General features: G+C 73.2%; 14 protein-coding genes and 1 riboswitch. Of the genes, 5 read left to right on the top strand and 9 right to left on the bottom strand.

Translation table 11 applies throughout. The features are described from left to right. The first annotated feature begins 41 nt into the window (after positions 1–41). Complete coding sequence (locus ABII15_RS12060) at positions 42–1,292, top strand: alpha/beta hydrolase (protein ID WP_353942302.1); 1,251 nt, start codon at positions 42–44, stop codon at positions 1,290–1,292. Here ABII15_RS12060 and ABII15_RS12055 read toward each other — a convergent pair. The 8 genes from ABII15_RS12055 to ABII15_RS12020 form a co-directional block, all read right to left on the bottom strand. Beyond that, entirely contained in the window at positions 1,267–2,097 is an 831-nt protein-coding gene (locus ABII15_RS12055; RefSeq protein WP_353942301.1) for an ECF transporter S component, read from the bottom strand. The two genes, ABII15_RS12060 and ABII15_RS12055, sit on opposite strands and share 26 nt — an antisense overlap. Then, positions 2,094–3,728, bottom strand: a complete 1,635-nt coding sequence (locus tag ABII15_RS12050; protein ID WP_353942300.1) for an ATP-binding cassette domain-containing protein — start codon at positions 3,726–3,728, stop codon at positions 2,094–2,096. The genes ABII15_RS12055 and ABII15_RS12050 overlap by 4 nt, the downstream gene beginning before the upstream one ends. Continuing rightward, a complete protein-coding gene (locus ABII15_RS12045) occupies positions 3,725–4,855 on the bottom strand; it encodes a CbiQ family ECF transporter T component (protein ID WP_353942299.1) in 1,131 nt (376 codons plus the stop codon). Before ABII15_RS12045 ends, ABII15_RS12050 begins: the two co-directional genes overlap by 4 nt. A 2-nt stretch (positions 4,856–4,857) precedes the next feature. After that, complete coding sequence (locus ABII15_RS12040) at positions 4,858–5,502, bottom strand: SCO2322 family protein (RefSeq protein ID WP_353942298.1); 645 nt, start codon at positions 5,500–5,502, stop codon at positions 4,858–4,860. After that, positions 5,499–6,734 carry a prenyltransferase/squalene oxidase repeat-containing protein gene (locus ABII15_RS12035; protein WP_353942297.1) on the bottom strand — a complete coding sequence of 412 codons (1,236 nt, stop codon included), beginning with the start codon at positions 6,732–6,734 and terminating at the stop codon, positions 5,499–5,501. Before ABII15_RS12035 ends, ABII15_RS12040 begins: the two co-directional genes overlap by 4 nt. Before the next feature lie 89 nt (positions 6,735–6,823). Further along, positions 6,824–6,946, bottom strand: a riboswitch (cobalamin riboswitch). Between the two features lie 194 nt (positions 6,947–7,140). After that, entirely contained in the window at positions 7,141–8,295 is a 1,155-nt protein-coding gene (locus ABII15_RS12030; RefSeq protein WP_353942296.1) for an SPFH domain-containing protein, read from the bottom strand. 13 nt (positions 8,296–8,308) lie between these two features. After that, a complete protein-coding gene (locus ABII15_RS12025; protein ID WP_353942295.1) occupies positions 8,309–8,512 on the bottom strand; it encodes a hypothetical protein in 204 nt (67 codons plus the stop codon). A 215-nt stretch (positions 8,513–8,727) separates the two neighbouring features. Then, the gene (locus tag ABII15_RS12020; RefSeq protein ID WP_353942294.1) at positions 8,728–9,573 is read right to left on the bottom strand and encodes an alpha/beta fold hydrolase; all 846 of its coding nucleotides are present in this window, start codon (positions 9,571–9,573) and stop codon (positions 8,728–8,730) included. 108 nt (positions 9,574–9,681) lie between these two features. Between ABII15_RS12020 and ABII15_RS12015 the strand changes: the two genes are divergently transcribed. Further along, on the top strand, positions 9,682–10,614 hold the full coding sequence (locus ABII15_RS12015; protein ID WP_353942293.1) for a LysR substrate-binding domain-containing protein: 933 nt from the start codon (positions 9,682–9,684) through the stop codon (positions 10,612–10,614). Between the two features lie 31 nt (positions 10,615–10,645). On the opposite strand, the gene ABII15_RS12010 is transcribed toward ABII15_RS12015, so the two are convergent. After that, complete coding sequence (locus tag ABII15_RS12010) at positions 10,646–11,695, bottom strand: MBL fold metallo-hydrolase (RefSeq protein WP_353947033.1); 1,050 nt, start codon at positions 11,693–11,695, stop codon at positions 10,646–10,648. Positions 11,696–11,924: 229 nt separating this feature from the next. Here ABII15_RS12010 and ABII15_RS12005 point away from each other — a divergent pair, with 229 nt between their 5' ends. The 3 genes from ABII15_RS12005 (at position 11,925) to lanKC (ending at position 16,465) form a co-directional block, all read left to right on the top strand. Beyond that, a complete protein-coding gene (locus ABII15_RS12005; RefSeq protein ID WP_353942292.1) occupies positions 11,925–13,391 on the top strand; it encodes an aldehyde dehydrogenase in 1,467 nt (488 codons plus the stop codon). Positions 13,392–13,393: 2 nt separating this feature from the next. Continuing rightward, the gene (locus tag ABII15_RS12000; RefSeq protein WP_353942291.1) at positions 13,394–13,627 is read left to right on the top strand and encodes a ferredoxin; all 234 of its coding nucleotides are present in this window, start codon (positions 13,394–13,396) and stop codon (positions 13,625–13,627) included. 219 nt (positions 13,628–13,846) lie between these two features. Beyond that, the gene (lanKC, locus tag ABII15_RS11995) at positions 13,847–16,465 is read left to right on the top strand and encodes a class III lanthionine synthetase LanKC (protein ID WP_353947032.1); all 2,619 of its coding nucleotides are present in this window, start codon (positions 13,847–13,849) and stop codon (positions 16,463–16,465) included. Positions 16,466–16,531: the final 66 nt, after the last annotated feature.

Here is a 16,531-nt window from a genome sequence, read left to right as displayed (position 1 = left end):
TCGGATGTCGGGCCCCGGGTGCCGATCCCTACCGTCGACCCATGACCAAGCACACGCACAACTCGCGTACGTTCATGGGGACTTCGGCAGTGCGGCGCGGCCTCGCCGGGGCGGTCGCGCTGCTGCTCGCGGGTGCCGCCGCGGCCCCCGCCGTCGCCGCGCGACAGGGCACCGGGACGGCGACGGGCGCACGGGGGTCGCTCGTCTCCGTCACCCCCGTCGCCTCCCTCGACCGGGCCGGGGTCACGCGCTGGCTCGCCGATCACGAGACGGACACCGGGACGGTGCGGCAGGGGGTGCGCGCCTACCGGCTCACCTACCGCACCCTCGACGCGTACGGCAGGCCCACCACCGCCACGGGCCTGTTCACCCTTCCGGCAGGCGGCGCCCACCGGCTGAGCCTCGTCTCCGACACCCACGGCACGATGGTCGCCCGCGACTACGCCCCGTCCGTCGGCGACGACTTCGGCCGCATCCCCTCGTACCTCTACGCCTCGTCCACCGGCAAGGCCGTCGCCGCCCCCGACTACCTGGGCCTCGGGCAGGGCCCCGGCACCCATCCCTACATGGACACCGCCTCGTCCGTGACGGCCACCGTCGACATGCTGCGCGCCGCCCGGGAAGCGGGCCGCCGCCTCGGCCGCCCGCTCACCGGCGACGTGTACGCGACCGGCTTCTCGCAGGGCGGCCAGGTGGCGATGGCGCTGGGCAAGGAGCTGCGGCGCGGCCCGGCACACGGCTTCCGGCTGCGGGCGCTGGCCCCGGTCAGCGGCCCCTACGACCTGTCGGGCCAGGAGATCCCCGCCCTCTTCGACGGCCGGGTCAACCCCGCGAGCGGCGTCGTCTACACCTCGTACTTCCTGGTGGCCCAGAACCGGCTCCGCCCCCTCTACCGCGACCCCGCCGAAGCCTTCCGAGCCCCGTACGCGGACCGGGTCGAGGCGCTCTACGACGGCCGGCACACCGAGGAGGAGATCGTCACGAGTCTGCCCGGCTCGGTCGAGGAGCTGCTCACCCCCGCGTTCGCCGCGCGCATGAAGCACCCCACGGGGGCGCTGAAGGCGGCGATCGACGCCAACGACGGCACCTGCGCCTGGAAGCCGGACGTGCCGGTGCGGCTGTACGCGGGGGAGTCCGACACGGACGTGCCGATCGGCAACGCCCACAGCTGCGCGCGGCGGCTCGGCGGTGCCCCGGTCCTCGACCAGGGGAAGGTGGACCACTTCGGCAGCTTCCAGAAGGCCGCGCCGGAGATCGCGCGGTGGTTCAGGGGCGCGGCTCGTCGAAGCTGACGTCGGCGGTGAAGGCGGCCCGGCGCGTGGCCCGCCGCAGGGCCTTCAGGACGGCGCCGCCGACGACCAGGGTCAGCACGACGGTGAGCGCGGCCCGGCCCAGGTCCCAGCCGAGCGAGGTGGCCAGACAGTAGGCGAGGAAGCGGGCCAGGTTGTCGTGGAGCGGGGCGTCCGGCTGGTAGGCGACGGACGACGCGAGCGAGTCGATGAACGGCCACCCGGAGAGGTTCATGATCGTGCCGTACGCGAACGCGGTGAGGAACCCGTACCCGGCCAGCATCAGCCGCTCGCCCCGCCCGCGCAGCGTGTCCGCCCCCGGCAGCAGCCCGGCGCCCATCGTGAACCAGCCCATGGAGATCATCTGGAACGGCATCCACGGCCCGACCCCGCCGGTCAGCAGCGCGGACGCGAACATGCTGAGCGAGCCCAGCACGAACCCGAAGCCCGGCCCGAGCACCCGCCCGCTCAGCACCATCAGGAAGAACATCGGCTCGATCCCGGCCGTGCCCGCGCCGATGGGCCGCAGCGCCGCGCCCGCCGCCGCCAGCACGCCGAGCATCGCGACGGCCTTCGGCCCCATGCCGGACTCCGAGATCGTCGCGGCGACGACGGCGACGAGCAGCACGAGCAGCGCCGCGAAGAGCCAGGGCGCGTCCTGGGAGTGGGCGGTCACCTGCGAGCCCGGCCCGGCGATCAGCGGCCAGCCGATCGACACCACGCCGACGGCGCTGACCAGCAGCAGCGCGACGACGGAGCGCGGGCCGAGCCGCACGGGGTTCGCCTGCCGGTCGGGTACGAGGGTCATGCGAGCGCCTCCCGCACCTGGGCGACGGTCAGCCACGGCTGCGGTGCGAGGACCTTCGCCACCTGCGGCGCGAACGACGGCGACGACGTGACGATCTCCGGGGTCGGCCCGTCCGCGACGATCTCGCCGTCCGCGAGGATCGCCACCCGGTGGGTCAGCTCCGCCGCGAGTTCGACGTCGTGCGTGGCCATGACGATGGCGTGCCCGCGCGCCGAGAGCCCGCGCAGGACGGTGACGAGGCGGCTCTTCGCCGCGTAGTCGAGTCCGCGCGTCGGCTCGTCGAGGAGCAGCAGCGGCGGCGCCGCGGTCAGCACGATCGCCAGCGCCAGGGTGAGCCGCTGGCCCTCGGACAGATCGCGCGGGTGGGTGTCGTCGGCGATCCCCGGCAGGAGGTCGCCGAGCAGGTTCCGGCAGGTGCCCGGTTCCGCACCGGCGTCCTTGTCGGCGGCGGCGCACTCCGCACCGACGGTGTCGGCGCAGAGCAGGTCCCGGGGTTCCTGCGGCACGAGCCCCACCTTGCGGATGAGGTCGCGGGGCGTCGCCCTGTGCGGCACGAGCCTGTCGACCCGGACCGATCCGGTGGTCGGCTTGATCATTCCTACGAGGGTGGAGAGCAGCGTCGACTTCCCGGCGCCGTTCCGCCCCATAAGGGCGACGATCTCGCCGGGGGAGACGTCCAGTTCGACGTGGCGCAGGGCGTCGATCCGCCCCCGCCGCACCCCGAGCTTCTCGACCCGGGCGAGAAGATCGCCGCCAGGGGCGCGGGGAACTGCGCGGTCGGCCACCGGCGACGCGCACTCCGCGGCCGGAGCGAAGGGGGCGAGTTCTTCCCGCAATCCGCCGGCCGCGCGCCGCGCATCCCGCACGGTCAGCGGCAACGGCGACCATCCGGCCAGTCGCCCCAGCCCCACGACCGGCGGATACACCGGCGACTCGGCCATCACGGCGGCCGGATCCCCGACCAGCAACGGCTCGCCGGGCCCCGCGAGCAGCGCGACCTGATCCGCGTACTGCACCACGCGTTCGAGCCGGTGCTCGGCCATCAGCACGGTCGTCCCGAGATCGTGCACGAGCCGCTGGAGGACGGAGAGGACCTCCTCGGCGGCGGCCGGGTCGAGCGCCGACGTCGGCTCGTCGAGCACCAGGACGCGCGGGTGCGGGGTGAGGACGGAGCCGATCGCGACGCGCTGCTGCTGGCCGCCGGAGAGCGTGGCGATGGGCCGGTCCCGCAGACCGGCGAGCCCGAGCAGGTCGAGGGTCTCCTCGACGCGACGCCGCATGACCGGCGCGGGCAGCCCCAACGACTCCATCCCGTAGGCGAGTTCGTCCTCGACGGTGTCGGTCACGAAGTGCGCGAGCGGGTCCTGGCCGACGGTGCCGACGACATCGGCGAGCTCGCGCGGCTTGTGCGTGCGGGTGTCGCGCCCGGCGACGGTGACCCGCCCGGCGAGCGTCCCCCCGGTGAAGTGCGGCACGAGCCCGCTCACCGCGCCCAGCAGTGTCGACTTGCCGACGCCGGACGGCCCGGCCAGCAGCATCAGCTCGCCCTCGGGCACGTGCAGGTCGATGCCGCGCACGGTGGGCGCCCCCGCACCTTCGTACGTCACGGAGACGTCCTCGAAGCGGATCATGACGACGACTCCTGCTTTCGCTGTACGGGTTCGGGTACGGGCACCGGTGCGACGAACGCCGGAAGGAGCCCGACGAGGACCCCGGCCGCCGGCCACAGCGGCAGCGCGGGAACCGTCAGCGGCACCACGGACGGCTGGAGCGCGGCCGGGTCCCGGGCGGCGCTGAGGATCATCACGGCGGCGGCGACCGCGCCCGAACCGGCGACCAGCCAGGCCCGCACGCCCCACACGTCGGGCCGGTAGCGGGTGCGCACCGAGCGCCGCCCGCCCAGCCAGAGCCCGCCGAGCGCGGCGACGACCCCGGCCAGCAGCACGGGCAGCCCGTACCCGGCGCCCGACGAGGCGAGCAGCCCGTACGTGCCCGCGCACACGCCGATCAGACCGCCCAGGGTGAGCGCGGCGGTGGCCCGGCGCACGGCGGGCGGCACCTCGGCGGTGCGCCCGTAGCCGCGTGCGTCCATGGCGGCGGCGAGCGCCACCGACCGTTCGAGCGCGCCCTCCAGGACGGGCAGCCCGACCTGGAGCAGCCCGCGCAGCCCGCTGTCGGGGCGGCCCCGCAGCCGGCGCGCCGCCCGCAGCCGCCGCACGTCCGCGACGAGGTTCGGCGCGAAGGTCAGGGCGACGACGACCGCGACGCCCGCCTCGTACAGCGCGCCCGGCAGCGACTTCAGCAACCGCGACGGGGAGGCCAGCGCGTTCGCGGCGCCGACGCAGATCAGCAGCGCGGCCAGCTTCAGCCCGTCGTACAGGGCGAACACCAGGCCCTCCAGGGTCACCCGCCCGCCGATCCGTACACCCTGCGCCCAGTCGGGCAGCGGCACCTCGGGCAGCGTCATGACGACGTGCGAGCCGGGGATGGGGGAGCCGAGGAAGCAGGCGAACACCAGCCGGATGCCGATCACCACCAGGCCCAGCTTCACGAACGCGCCGTAACTGCGGGCCCACGGCGCCTCCGTCCGGCGCGCCGCCACCACATAACCGGCGACGGCGACGAGCAGCGCGAGCAGCAGCGGGTTCGTGGTGCGGGAGGCGGCCGTGCCCAGACCGAGCGCCCAGATCCACCAGGCCCCCGGATGCAGCGAACGGGAGCGGCCCGCCCGCGGGGCCCGCAGCGCGTCGAGACCCATGATCAGTCGCGGCGGCGCTTGGCCTGCCAGATCGCCGCACCGCCGAGCACGACGACGGCGACGACACCCGCGAGAACGCCGACGGACGGCAGCGAGCCGGTCGACTTCTTCGAGGACTCCGTAACGCCCGGCGACTGCTTCTGCCCGCTGACCTGCTCACCGCAGCCGCTCTTCGGATACCCGGAGATGGCGCACAGCAGCGCGCTGCTGTCGTAGCGCAGCGGCTTGGCGACGGCGGCCAGCGCCTCCGCGGCGGTCGCGTCCTCACCGACCCGCGCGCACGCGCTGCGGGCCTTCGGCGGGGTCTCGCCGTCGGGCGCGTCCGCGGCCGTCCCGAAGTCGACGACGACCGCGACCCGCTTCTTGCCGCCCTGCGCCGCCGTGTCACCGCACACCGCCGTGAAGTCGGCGGCGGCGCGCGGCTTCGTGGCGTCCTTCGAGTCCGCGCTCACCGCGAACCGGAACCCCTCGACGTCGCCGTCCGACGGCGTGCTCTGCGAGGGCCCCATGGTCGCGTACGTCCACGCGCCGCCGTCGCTCTCCCAGAACGACCAGTACCGGTACCCGGCGGCCTGCGCGGGCGCGGCGACGGCGAGCCCGAGGACGGCCGTGAGCAGGACGAGCAGCAGGCGGGCGGCGCGGCTCACTTCTGCTGCTTCTTACGCCCGCTGATCAGGATCCCGGCGCCGACGGCGGCGATGAACATGACGCCGACGATCCACCAGGACACCCCGCTGCCGCCGTCGTCCTTCTTCTCGTCGCCGGAGTCGGCGGCGGACTTCGCGGAGGCCGGGTCCGGCCCGGTCCTGTTCAGCGCGCTCACCAGGTCGGTGCCGCCGAAGTCGCGGGGGTCGTTGCCGGTGGCGTGCGCGGCGAAGATCAGCTGGGCGTAGGCGGCGGGCCCTGCGCCCTTGGCCCAGTCCTGCGCGTTCTTCTCCAGCCAGGCGTACGGGTCCTTGGTGTACTTGATGCCCTCGGTGGCGGCGACGGCCGTGACCGCGTCGGCGGTGTTGCCGTAGTCGGGCTGGTCCTCGGCACCGGCCAGCTGCGACTTCAGGTACAGGTGCGTCGAGAGCTGGTTCTGGAGGTAGACGGCGCCGTTGTGCGCGATGCCGTCGGGCGTCTTCGCGGTGTCGCCGCTCTCGCAGGTGTACGCGTCCGGGGCGTCGCCCTTCTCGGCGGCGAAACCGGAGCCGAGGGCGCCGAGCACACCGGCGGCGGTGGCGTCGGCGTTCGCGACCAGCTTGCCCTTCTTGTCGGGCTGGTAGGCGAGCGCGCCGCCGTTCTTCCCCTCCGAGCAGGGCAGGGTCAGGCCGGCGAGGGCGTCGAAGCCGGACTTGCCGGTTCCGGAGCGCACCTCGGCGGGCTCGTCGCCCGAGGTGGACAGGGCGCCGAGCACGACCGCGGTGGAGTTGCCGTCGCTCGCGCCGCCGGGGTTGTAGCCCCAGCCGCCGTCGGCGTTCTGGTTCTTCTTCAGCCAGGTCGCGCCCTTGGTGACCTCGCCCTCGCGGCCGCCCACGGCGGCCAGGGCCTGGACGGCGGCGGCCGTGCTGTTGCTGTCGACGGGTGTCTTCGCGTCGCAGGCCTTGCCCGGCTCGGCCCGGAACGCGGCGAAGCCGCCGTCCTCGCACTGCTGCCCGGCCAGCCAGTCGACGGCCTTCGCGGCGGGCTTGACGCCCTCGGTCTCCTGCGCCACGAGGGCGAGGGACTGGCGCCAGACGCCGTCGTAGGTGGGGTCGGTGGTCCCGTACAGGCCACTGGGCACGGTGACCTTCGGGGATGCCGAGGGGGAGGCACCGTCCGCGAGGGCGGCCGGTGCCGCCGCGCCGCCGATCACGACGGTCGCGGCGACGAGTGCGGCGCTGCGGCGAATGTTCATGGTGGGGCGGGTGCCTCTCCCTGCGGGGAGCCGGGCGGCACGGCACGCTCTGCTGGTACCGGGCGGCTCCAGCTCCGTATGCCTCGACGGTTCTGAGCCGATCATGAGGCGGGTGAGGCAATCCGGCTGTGACGGTTGCGGGTCAGCGCCGGACTCCCACCGGCTTCCCCTCACACACGCTTGATGACGACGCCTTCACTGTACCGGGCGCCAAGTTTCGGGGTCGTGCCGCGCCGGGTCCGTCGTTCGTCCGCGGCCCCGGTGGGGGCTGGTCGCGCAGTTCCCCGCGCCCCTGAGGCATGCGCTGTGCGCAGCCTCCCCTGGATGCCGAAGGCATCTCAGGGGCGCGGGGAACTGCGCGAGAACGACCCGGGACCGGCCCACGACGGCGCCGCACGGGAATGTGTCAGCGGACCTCGACGGCGCCGTCGTCCGAGCCCCGGGGACCGCCCAGGTACCGCTCGACGGCGGAGCCGACCTCGTCCCCGTTCAGGTTCTTGCGGACCGAGTCGAGGATCGTCAGACCCTGCCCCACGAGCCCGGCCGCGATCTCACCGAGCCCGTCGGCCCCGTTCAGCACGTTGACATTGGCCCCGGCGAGCCCGGCCGACGCCTCCTTCACGATCTGCGGCAACTGATCGATGAGCATCCGGTCCAGCGCGACCCGGTCGTAGGACGCCGCCGCCTCGGCCTGGATCTTCATCCGCTCGGCCTCGGCGAGCGCGAGCACCCGGATCCGCTCGGCATCGGCCTGCGCCGGCTTCACGATCTCCGCGATCAGCTCCTTCTCCCGCAGCTCGGCCTGCTTGAGCGCCAGCTCGGTCTGCGCCGCGAGCACCTCCTGCTGCGCGTGCGCCCGCGCCAGCGGCCCCGCCTGGTCGGCCTGCGCCTTGGCCCGGTCCACCTCGGCGTTGAACTCGGCCTGCACGATCGCGGTCTGCCGCGCGAACTCGGCCTGCTTGCGGGCCGCCGCCTGCTCCGCCTCGACGGAGGCCTGGTTGGCCTGCGCCTGCGCGATCTTCGCGGCGCGCTGGATGGCGGCCTTGTGCGGCTGCGACATGGCCTCGATGTACCCGGTGGCCCCGTCGTCGATGGACTGGATCTGCAGCGAGTCGACGTGCAGCCCGATCTTCGCCATCTCGGCCTTGGAGGTGTCGAGCACCTCGGTGGCCAGCTTCTGCCGCTCGGTGACGATCTCCTCGACGGTCATCGAGCCGATGATGGAGCGCAGGTGACCGGCGAAGATCCGCCCGGTGAGCACCGACATCTGCTCCTGGTCGGACAGGAACCGCTGCCCGGCGTTGACGATCGACTCGTGGTCGTTGCCGACCTTGAAGGCGATGACGGCCCGTACGGTCAGCGCGATGCCCTGCTTGGTCACGCACTTCTCGACGACTTCCGCCTCCGCCATGGCCAGCGACAGGAAGCGGGTCTTGCGGAACACGGGCAGCACGAACTTCCCGTGCCCGGTGACGACGCGGAACGGCGCTCCCCCAAGTCCCCGCCTGCCACCCGAGATCAACATCGCCTCGTCGGGGGCGGGAACGCGATATCCGAACATCCTTGACGTCTCCTTAGCGGGCGCCGCCGTCACCGTCGGCGAGGAGAGGATCGGTCCAGGCCATGACCACGACCTGCCGGGTGCCGCGCGACTCGATCACGAGCACGGTCGTCCCGCGCTCCAGGGGCTCGTCGGACCACGCGAGAAACGTCTCGGTCCCGCCCCTGACCCGCACCAGCACCTCGCCCGGCCCTCCGGCACCCCGTGTGCCGAGCACCAGCTTCCCCGTACAGCCGACCACAGCCTCGTCCGGCGCCCATCGGCGGCCGCCCCCTTGTTGTTCCAGCTCACATGAGCTCTTGGCCAGGACGATACGCCGCGCCGCACGGCCCGACCATCTACGCGCGGCAAAGATCCTCGGCCTTGTCGATCGTCGCGGAACGCGGTGCTTCCGTGCCCGGGAACGGGAAGCCTTCACGTGCGGACGACGGCTCACGAGGCGAGGACCGCGGCGAGTTCGCCCGGCCGGGCCGCGAACGGGCTGTGGCTGCCGGGCAGGGTGCGCACAGTGAACGGGTTGCCGGGGAAGGCCCGGTCGGCTTCCGCGATCATCAGGTCCTGCGCGGCCGGTGCCAGCGCCCGGTCCTCGGCGCAGCGCAGGAACGTCCGGGGAATGCGTCCCCACCGTGCCGCGGTCACGGTGACCGGAGCCGACGGGATCGCCAGGGGCAGATCCGGGCTCAGCACGGACCGCCACCGGTCGAAGCGGTCCGACGGAGTGTCGTGGTAGTGGGTTTCCCGCAGTTCGTCGAGGTAGGCGGGGTCCGGTGAGAGCGGATTGATCCGTACGGCGCCCAGGGCCCCGGGGTCGCCGAGGTTCAGGTTCCGGCCCAGCGCGCCGGCGTTCTCGGGCGAGCCCAGGTAGTCGAAGAACCGCGGCCGCCCGCCCGGGACGAACGCGGAGAGGTAGACGATCCGGTCCACCAGCTCGGGCGCCCGCTCCGCGGCCAGGGACGCGGGACCGCCGCCCGCGCTGTGCGCGACGAGCACGACAGTGCGATGGCGACGCACCTGGCGCAGAACGCTCAGTACGGCCTCGGCGCAGTCGTCCATCGTCAGGGTGGCGAGCCGGGACTTCTCGGTCAGCAGGCCCGGCTGGCCCGGCAGCAGGTATCCGCTGGGCAGGGGTGCGTCGAAGCCGTGCCCCGGCATGTCGACGGCTACGCTCGCGGCGCCCAGTCCGGCCAGCGCGCGCTGCGTCGCCGCCCACTGTCCGGAGCCGTGCCAGGCGCCGTGCACGAGAACGAAGACGGTGTCGGTCGGAGATGCGTTCTTCATGGCCCCATTCCAGACGGGAACCACGGCGCCATCCATGCGGAGATCTGGAAAGCGGCCTGGCAATATCTTTGAGGTCTTGTCGGCCGCCGACGGGATGGAGGGCGAGTCGTGGAAGCGCGGCACCTGCGGTACGCGGTCGCGCTCGCCGAGCACGCCCACTTCGGCCGGGCGGCCGCCGAGCTTGGCATCGCGCAGCCGCCGCTGTCCAAGCAGATCGCCGACCTGGAGCGCGAGGTCGGGGCCCGGCTGTTCGCCCGTACACGCCAGGGAGTGTTCCCGACCGCCGCCGGTGAGGCGTTCCTCGCGCGGGCGCGCCGGGCGCTCGACGAGATCGCGGCGGCCACGGTCGACGCGGGCCGGGCCGCGCGCGGCGAGACGGGACGTCTGCGCCTCGGCTTCATCGCCTCGGCACTGCTCGACCCGCTGCCGGGCGTCCTGAGCCGGTTCGGCCGTGAACGGCCCGACGTGAGACTGGAACTGCACGAGATGGCGACCGGCCGCAGCAGCTCGGCTCTCGTCGCCGGGGAGCTGGACGTGGCCCTCACCCTCGGCCCGCCGCGGGGCGCCGGAGCCGAGCATCTCGTGTCCGTCCCGGTCGGACGCGACCACGTGATCGCCGTGGTCGGCACGGCGCACCCGTACGCGGGTCAACAGTCCCTGAGTGCCGACCAGTTGCGGCGACAGCCACTGATCGTGTCGGACGGCCAGGACGAGCCCGCCGTGGTCGCCGGACTGCGCACCCTGCTGGGCACGGACTCATCGGCTCTCGGCAGCGCGACGATCGCGAGGGACGTGCACACGATCATCGGCCTCGCCGCCGCGGGCGTGGGCGTCGGTCTGGGGCCGTCCCGCATGAGGGCGGTCCCGCGTCCGGGAGTGCGGTTCTGCGACGTGACCCCGCGCACGCCCCTGCCCGATCTCGTCCTGTCCTTCGCGGCCCGCGACGACTCCCCGGTGCTGCGCGCCTTCCTCGACACCATCCGGAAGAACTGCCCCGACGTCGGTGCCGCACTCGACGACCGGACCCGGCCCCACACGTGATCCGGGGCCGGCCGTCCGCGAAGTCCCCGGATCAGGGCGCCGCGACGTACGTCACCGGGTCGCTGCCGGCGACCGCCTCCGCCCGCCCCAGTTTCACCAGCCGCCGCAGATGCGCCTCCGCCTCCGACACCGCGATGGTCCGCGAGCCGAACGGGATGTCGGCCCACGGGCGGTTCCACTCCATGCGCTCCGCGAGCTGCCAGGGGGTGAGCGGCTCCGCGAGGAGAGTGAGCAGACCGGTCAGCCGGGACTCGTGGTGCTCCAGCAGCTCCCGTACGCGGGCGGGCGCGTCGGTGAAGGTGTGCTGGTGCGCCGGGAGGACCTCGGCGGGGGCGAGCCGGCCGACGCGTTCGAGGGAGTCGAGATAGTCGCCCAGCGGGTCCGTCACGGTGGCGTCGTCGGGATCCTCGTAGAGGCCGATGTGCGGGCTGATGCCCGGCAGGACATGGTCGCCGCTGAACAGGCGTCCGTTTCCGGGGAGCCGAGCGGGGTGCTCCTCCTCCAGGTGCAGGCAGACATGGCCCGGGGTGTGGCCCGGCGTCCAGATCGCGCGCAGCCTGCGGCCCGGCAGCGGGAGCAGGTCGCCGGGGGTGATGGTGCGGTCGGGCAGCGCCGGGTCGAGGCCGGGCAGACGGCGCGGGGCGCCCTCGTCGCGGGCGCGGGCGAGCGGGGCCACGTGCGCGTCGGGCGCCCCGGCGGCGAGCAGCTTCCTGGCCATGTACGCGTACCAGCGCGACGGGTCGTTCTCCCGGGTGCGCCGCACCACGGCCGCGTCCGCCTCGTGCATCGCGATCCAGGCGCCCGACGCCTCGCGCACCTTCGCCGACAGGCCGTGGTGGTCGGGGTGGTGGTGCGTGATGAGGACGCCCGCGAGGTCGCCGACCGAGGTGCCGCAGTTCGCGAGCCCCGCCGTCAGCGTGTCCCAGGACTCCGGGTCGTCCCAGCCGGTGTCGACCAGGACCGGTCCCGCGTCGGTGTCGAGCACATAGATGAGGGTGTAGCCGAGAGGGTTGTCGGGGATCGGGACCCGGATGCTCTGCACGCCCCCGCCGTGATCGGTCACCTGCGTCGCCTTCGTCACGTTCGTCACCTCTGTCGCCTCCGTCACTGGGCTCCCGCTCCGTCACCCGCCCGAGGGCACCGGCCGCCGCGCCGAACTCCCGTCACTGTAATGGAACTTGTAGAACTTGTTTCAATGGTTGCCCCGGTCGACGGGGCGTCCGGCCCCTTCCCTCCCTTCCGTATGGCAACGAGAACTGGTATCAGTTCTGAAACACCGTCAGAAATGGTCGGGGAAGAGGAAGTCAGCCATGACCGAGCTCGTGGAACACGGACAGCTGTTCATCGGCGGGGAGTTGACCGATCCCCTCGGCAAGGACGTCATCGAGGTCGTCTCCCCGCACACCGGAGAGGTCTTTGGACGGGTGCCGCACGCCGCGCCCGCCGACGTCGACCGGGCCGTCGCCGCCGCCCGCCGGGCCTTCGACGAGGGGCCCTGGCCCCGGATGACCCTCGACGAGCGCATCGAGGTCGTCACGAAGATCAAGGACGCCTTCGCGGTGCGGCACGAGGAGATCGCCCGCGTCATCAGCAGCCAGAACGGCACCCCGTTCACCGCCAGCATCATGGTGCAGGCCCTCGCCGCGATGATGGTCTGGGACTCCGCCCTCACCGTCGCCCGCGACTTCACCTACGAGCAGGCCCGCGACGGCGTGCTCGGCAAGCTCCTCGTGCGGCGCGAGCCCGTCGGCGTCGTCGCGGCCGTGGTCCCCTGGAACGTCCCGCAGTTCACCGCCGCCGCCAAGCTCGCCCCCGCGCTGCTCGCCGGCTGCCCGGTGATCCTGAAGACCTCGCCCGAGACGCCGCTGGACGGCTATCTGCTGGCCGAGATCGCCGCCGAGGCGGGCCTGCCCGAGGGTGTGCTGTCGATCCTGCCCGCCGACCGCGAGGTCAGCGAGTACCTCGTCGCCCACCCCGGCATCGACAAGATCTCCTTCACCGGCTCGGTCGGCGCGGGCAAGCGCGTCATGGAGGTCGCCTCCCGCAACCTCACCCGCGTCACGCTGGAGCTGGGCGGCAAGTCCGCCGCCGTGATCCTGGAGGACGCCGACGCCGCGACCGCCGTCGCCGGCATCGTGCCCTTCGCCTGGATGATCAACGGCCAGGCCTGCGTCGCCCAGACCCGCATCCTGGTCCCGCGCTCCCGCTACGACGAGTTCGCCGACGCCTTCGCGAGCGCGGCCGGCGCCCTCAAGGTCGGCGACCCCCTCGACCCGGCCACCGAACTCGGCCCCCTCGTCGCCAGGCGCCAGCAGCAGCGCTCCCTCGACTACATCCGCATCGGCCAGGACGAAGGCGCCAAGATCCTCACCGGCGGCGGCGTGCCGAAGGGCTTCGAACAGGGCTGGTACGTCGAACCCACCCTCTTCGGCGACGTCGACAACTCCATGCGCATCGCCCGCGAGGAGATCTTCGGCCCGGTCATCTGCCTGCTGCCCTACGGCGACGAGGCCGAGGCCGTGAAGATCGCCAACGACTCCGACTACGGCCTCAGCGGCAGCGTCTGGACCGCCGACGTCGAGCGCGGCATCGACGTCGCGCGCCGGGTGCGCACGGGCACGTACAGCGTCAACACCTTCAGCCTCGACATGCTCGGGCCGTTCGGCGGCTACAAGAACAGCGGCGTGGGACGGGAGTTCGGGCCCGAGGGGTACGGCGAGTACTTCGAGCACAAGATGATCCACCTGCCCGCCGGGTACGAGCCCGAGGGGGCCTGAGCATGGGTGACCGGTGGCATGTGGAGGTCGACCGGGGCGTCTGCATCGGCTCGGGGATGTGCGTGAACCACGCGCCGGACGCGTTCCGCCTGGACACGGCCCGGCAGTCCCATCCGGAGCACCCCGACACGGACGCCAACGAGAAGGTCCTCGCGGCGGCCGAGGGCTGTCCCGTCGAGGCGATCATGATCACCCTCCTGGGCGGCGGCGAGGCGGTGTTCCCGCCCGAGGAGTGACACGGGGCCGGGCGGGCGCCCCTTCCGGCAGCGGCGCCCGCCCGGCCGCGTACAGAAAGCGTATTCTCCTTCCGCGTTCACCCGACTCGAACGCCAATTCCCTATGCATTCCGCACAGTTATCTCATGACAACTGTGACTGTCCGGCCTCCTTCACGGCATGCCAATCTCGGTTCCGGTCGCCACCCGAGAACGGGACGCCGAGGAGGGCATCGAACGCATGGACAAGCGGTACGAGATCTACGCGCTTGCCGACCCGCATTTCTACGAGACGCCGGAACGGCTCTCCGGGAACGGGCGGGCGAGGACACTGCCCGAGTTCGACACCGCCCGCCGCCCGGTCCCCGCCGGCTGGCGCTCCGACAGCAACGGCGAGTGGCTGAGCCTCACCCCCCTCGACGACGACGGCACCCCGCGCCAGGGCCCGCCGCAGGGCTGGAAGATCCACGCCTCGGCCACCCGGGAGAACGCCGGGAAGACGGCCGCGGTCATCTGGGACTACTGCGTACCGCGCGGCATCCCCTTCAAATTCGTACCGGCCCCGCACCTGCTCCACCTGCGGAACGCGAAATACGCGGGGAGGGACACCAGCGGGAAATTCGCCACCATATATCCGGCCGACGAGGTGCGATGTCAACGCATACTCGAAGAACTCGGCGAATTGCTCGCTGGTTTCGACGGGCCGTACATCCTCACCGACCTCCGCTGGGGCGAAGGACCGCTGTACGTGCGCTACGGCGCGTTCGTCCGCCGTCTGGTCGTCGACCCGCGGGGCACCCTCGTCAGCGCCGTCGAGGACGCCGGCGGACGACTCGTGCCGGACAACAGAGAACCCGCGTTCCAGATACCCGAGTGGGTGACCCTGCCCACCTTCCTCAAGCCCCACCTGGACGCCCGCAACGCCACCACCGTCGCCGAACTGCCCTATCGCTTCGAGAAGGCGCTGCACTTCTCCAACGGCGGTGGTGTCTACCGCGGCGTCGACACCCGCGACGAGAGAACCGTGGTCCTCAAGGAGGGCCGCCCGCACGCCGGTCTGGCCGCCGACGGCGCCGACGCCATCGCCCGCCTGGAGCGCGAGAAGGCCGCCCTGGAGCGGCTGTCAGGACTCGGCGTCGCCCCCGAGGCCCGCGACTGGTTCCTCGTCGACGACCACAGATTCCTGGTCATGGACCACGTGCCGGGCCGCCCGCTCAACGCCTACTTCGCCGAGCGGCACCCGCTGCTCGCCGCCGACCCCGACCCCGAGAAGGTGGCCGCCTACGCCGCCTGGGCGCTCGGGATCGTCGCCGCGGTCGAGGCCGCCGTCGCCCGGGTCCACGAACGCGGCATCGTCTTCAACGACCTGCACATGTTCAACATCATGGTCGACCCGGACGAACACACGGTCACCCTCATCGACTTCGAGGCCGCCACCCGCGTCGAGGAGAGCGGCGGCCAGATGCTCGCCCACCCCGGCTTCTGGGCGCCGCTCGACCGCACCGGCCCCGAGATCGACCACTACGCCCTGGCCTGCCTGCGCCTCGCGATGTTCCTGCCCGTCACCACGCTGTTCGTGGTCGACCGCGGCAAGGCCGCCCATCTCGCCGACGTGATCGCCGCCGAATTTCCCACCGTGCCGCGGACGTTCCTGGACGAGGCCGTCGCCGAGATCACCCGGGACGCGGCTCCGGGAGCGGGGAGTGCGCCGACGTCCGAGAGACGCACCGCGCCGGGCGCCACCGCCCTGCCGGAGCCCGCCGACTGGCCGGCCGCCCGCGACTCCATGGCGGCGGGCATCCTCGCCTCGGCCACCCCGGACCGCGACGACCGGCTCTTCCCCGGCGACGTCGTCCAGTTCGCCACCGGCGGCGGGCTCGGCCTCGCGCACGGCGCCGCCGGCGTCCTCCTCGCCCTCGACCTGGCCGGCGCGGGCCGCTTCGAGCAGGGCGAGCGCTGGCTCCTCGACCACACCGCACCGGCGCCGCGCGGCACCGCCCTCGGGCTCTACGACGGCCTGGCCGGAATCGCGTACGCCCTGCACCACCTCGGCCACCCGCAGCGCGCCCTCGACCAGATCGACACCCTGCTCGCGGAGAAGTGGCAGCGGCTGGCCGCGCAACTGCACAGCGGCCTCGCCGGAGTCGGCCTCGTCCTCGACCACCTCGCGCACGCCACCGGCGAGAGCGCCCTCGCCGACCGCGCCGCCGAGGCCACCGCGCTCGTCGCCGAACGGATCACCGAGGCCCTGGCCGCCGACGGCACCGGCGGACCGCCGCGCAAGGCGGGCCTGATGCGCGGCCTGAGCGGCCCCGCCCTGTTCCTGCTGCGCCGCCACGAGCGCACCGGCGACCCCGCCCTCCTGCGACTGGCGCGACAGGCCCTGGAGCTGGACCTCCAGCGCTGCCGGACCTCGTCCGACGGCGGCCTCCACGTCGACGAGGGCTGGCGCACCATGCCGTACCTCGCCGACGGCAGCGCCGGCATCGGCATGGTCGCCGACGACTACCTCGCCCTCGCGCCCGACCCCGGCCTCGAACGCGCCCGCGCCGGTGCCGTCACCGCCGCGACCTCCCGCTTCTACATCCAGCCCGGCCTCTTCGAAGGCCGCGCGGGCATGATCCTGCACCTCGCCCGCACCACCGCGCCCCAGGCCCAGGACCGCCACCTCGCCACGCAGATCGACGGCCTCGGCTGGCTGGCGATGCGCTACCGCGACCATCTCGCCTTCCCCGGCCACCAGATGATGCGCCTGTCCATGGACCTCGCCACCGGAACGGCCGGCTGCCTGCTCGCCCTGGGCGCCGCCCACGGCACCCCGGCCCACCTGCCGTTCCTCCCGCCGCCGAGGCGGCCCTAGAGCCGGCTCCGGCCCTGTCCGGAGCCGTGTCCCAACGCACCACCCGTCCCCGGCGGCACGTTCCCG

The organism is Streptomyces sp. HUAS MG91 (assembly GCF_040529335.1).
In the GTDB taxonomy this organism is placed as follows: Bacteria; Actinomycetota; Actinomycetes; order Streptomycetales; family Streptomycetaceae; genus Streptomyces; species Streptomyces tabacisoli.
This window is presented reverse-complemented; position numbering and strand designations above follow the sequence as displayed.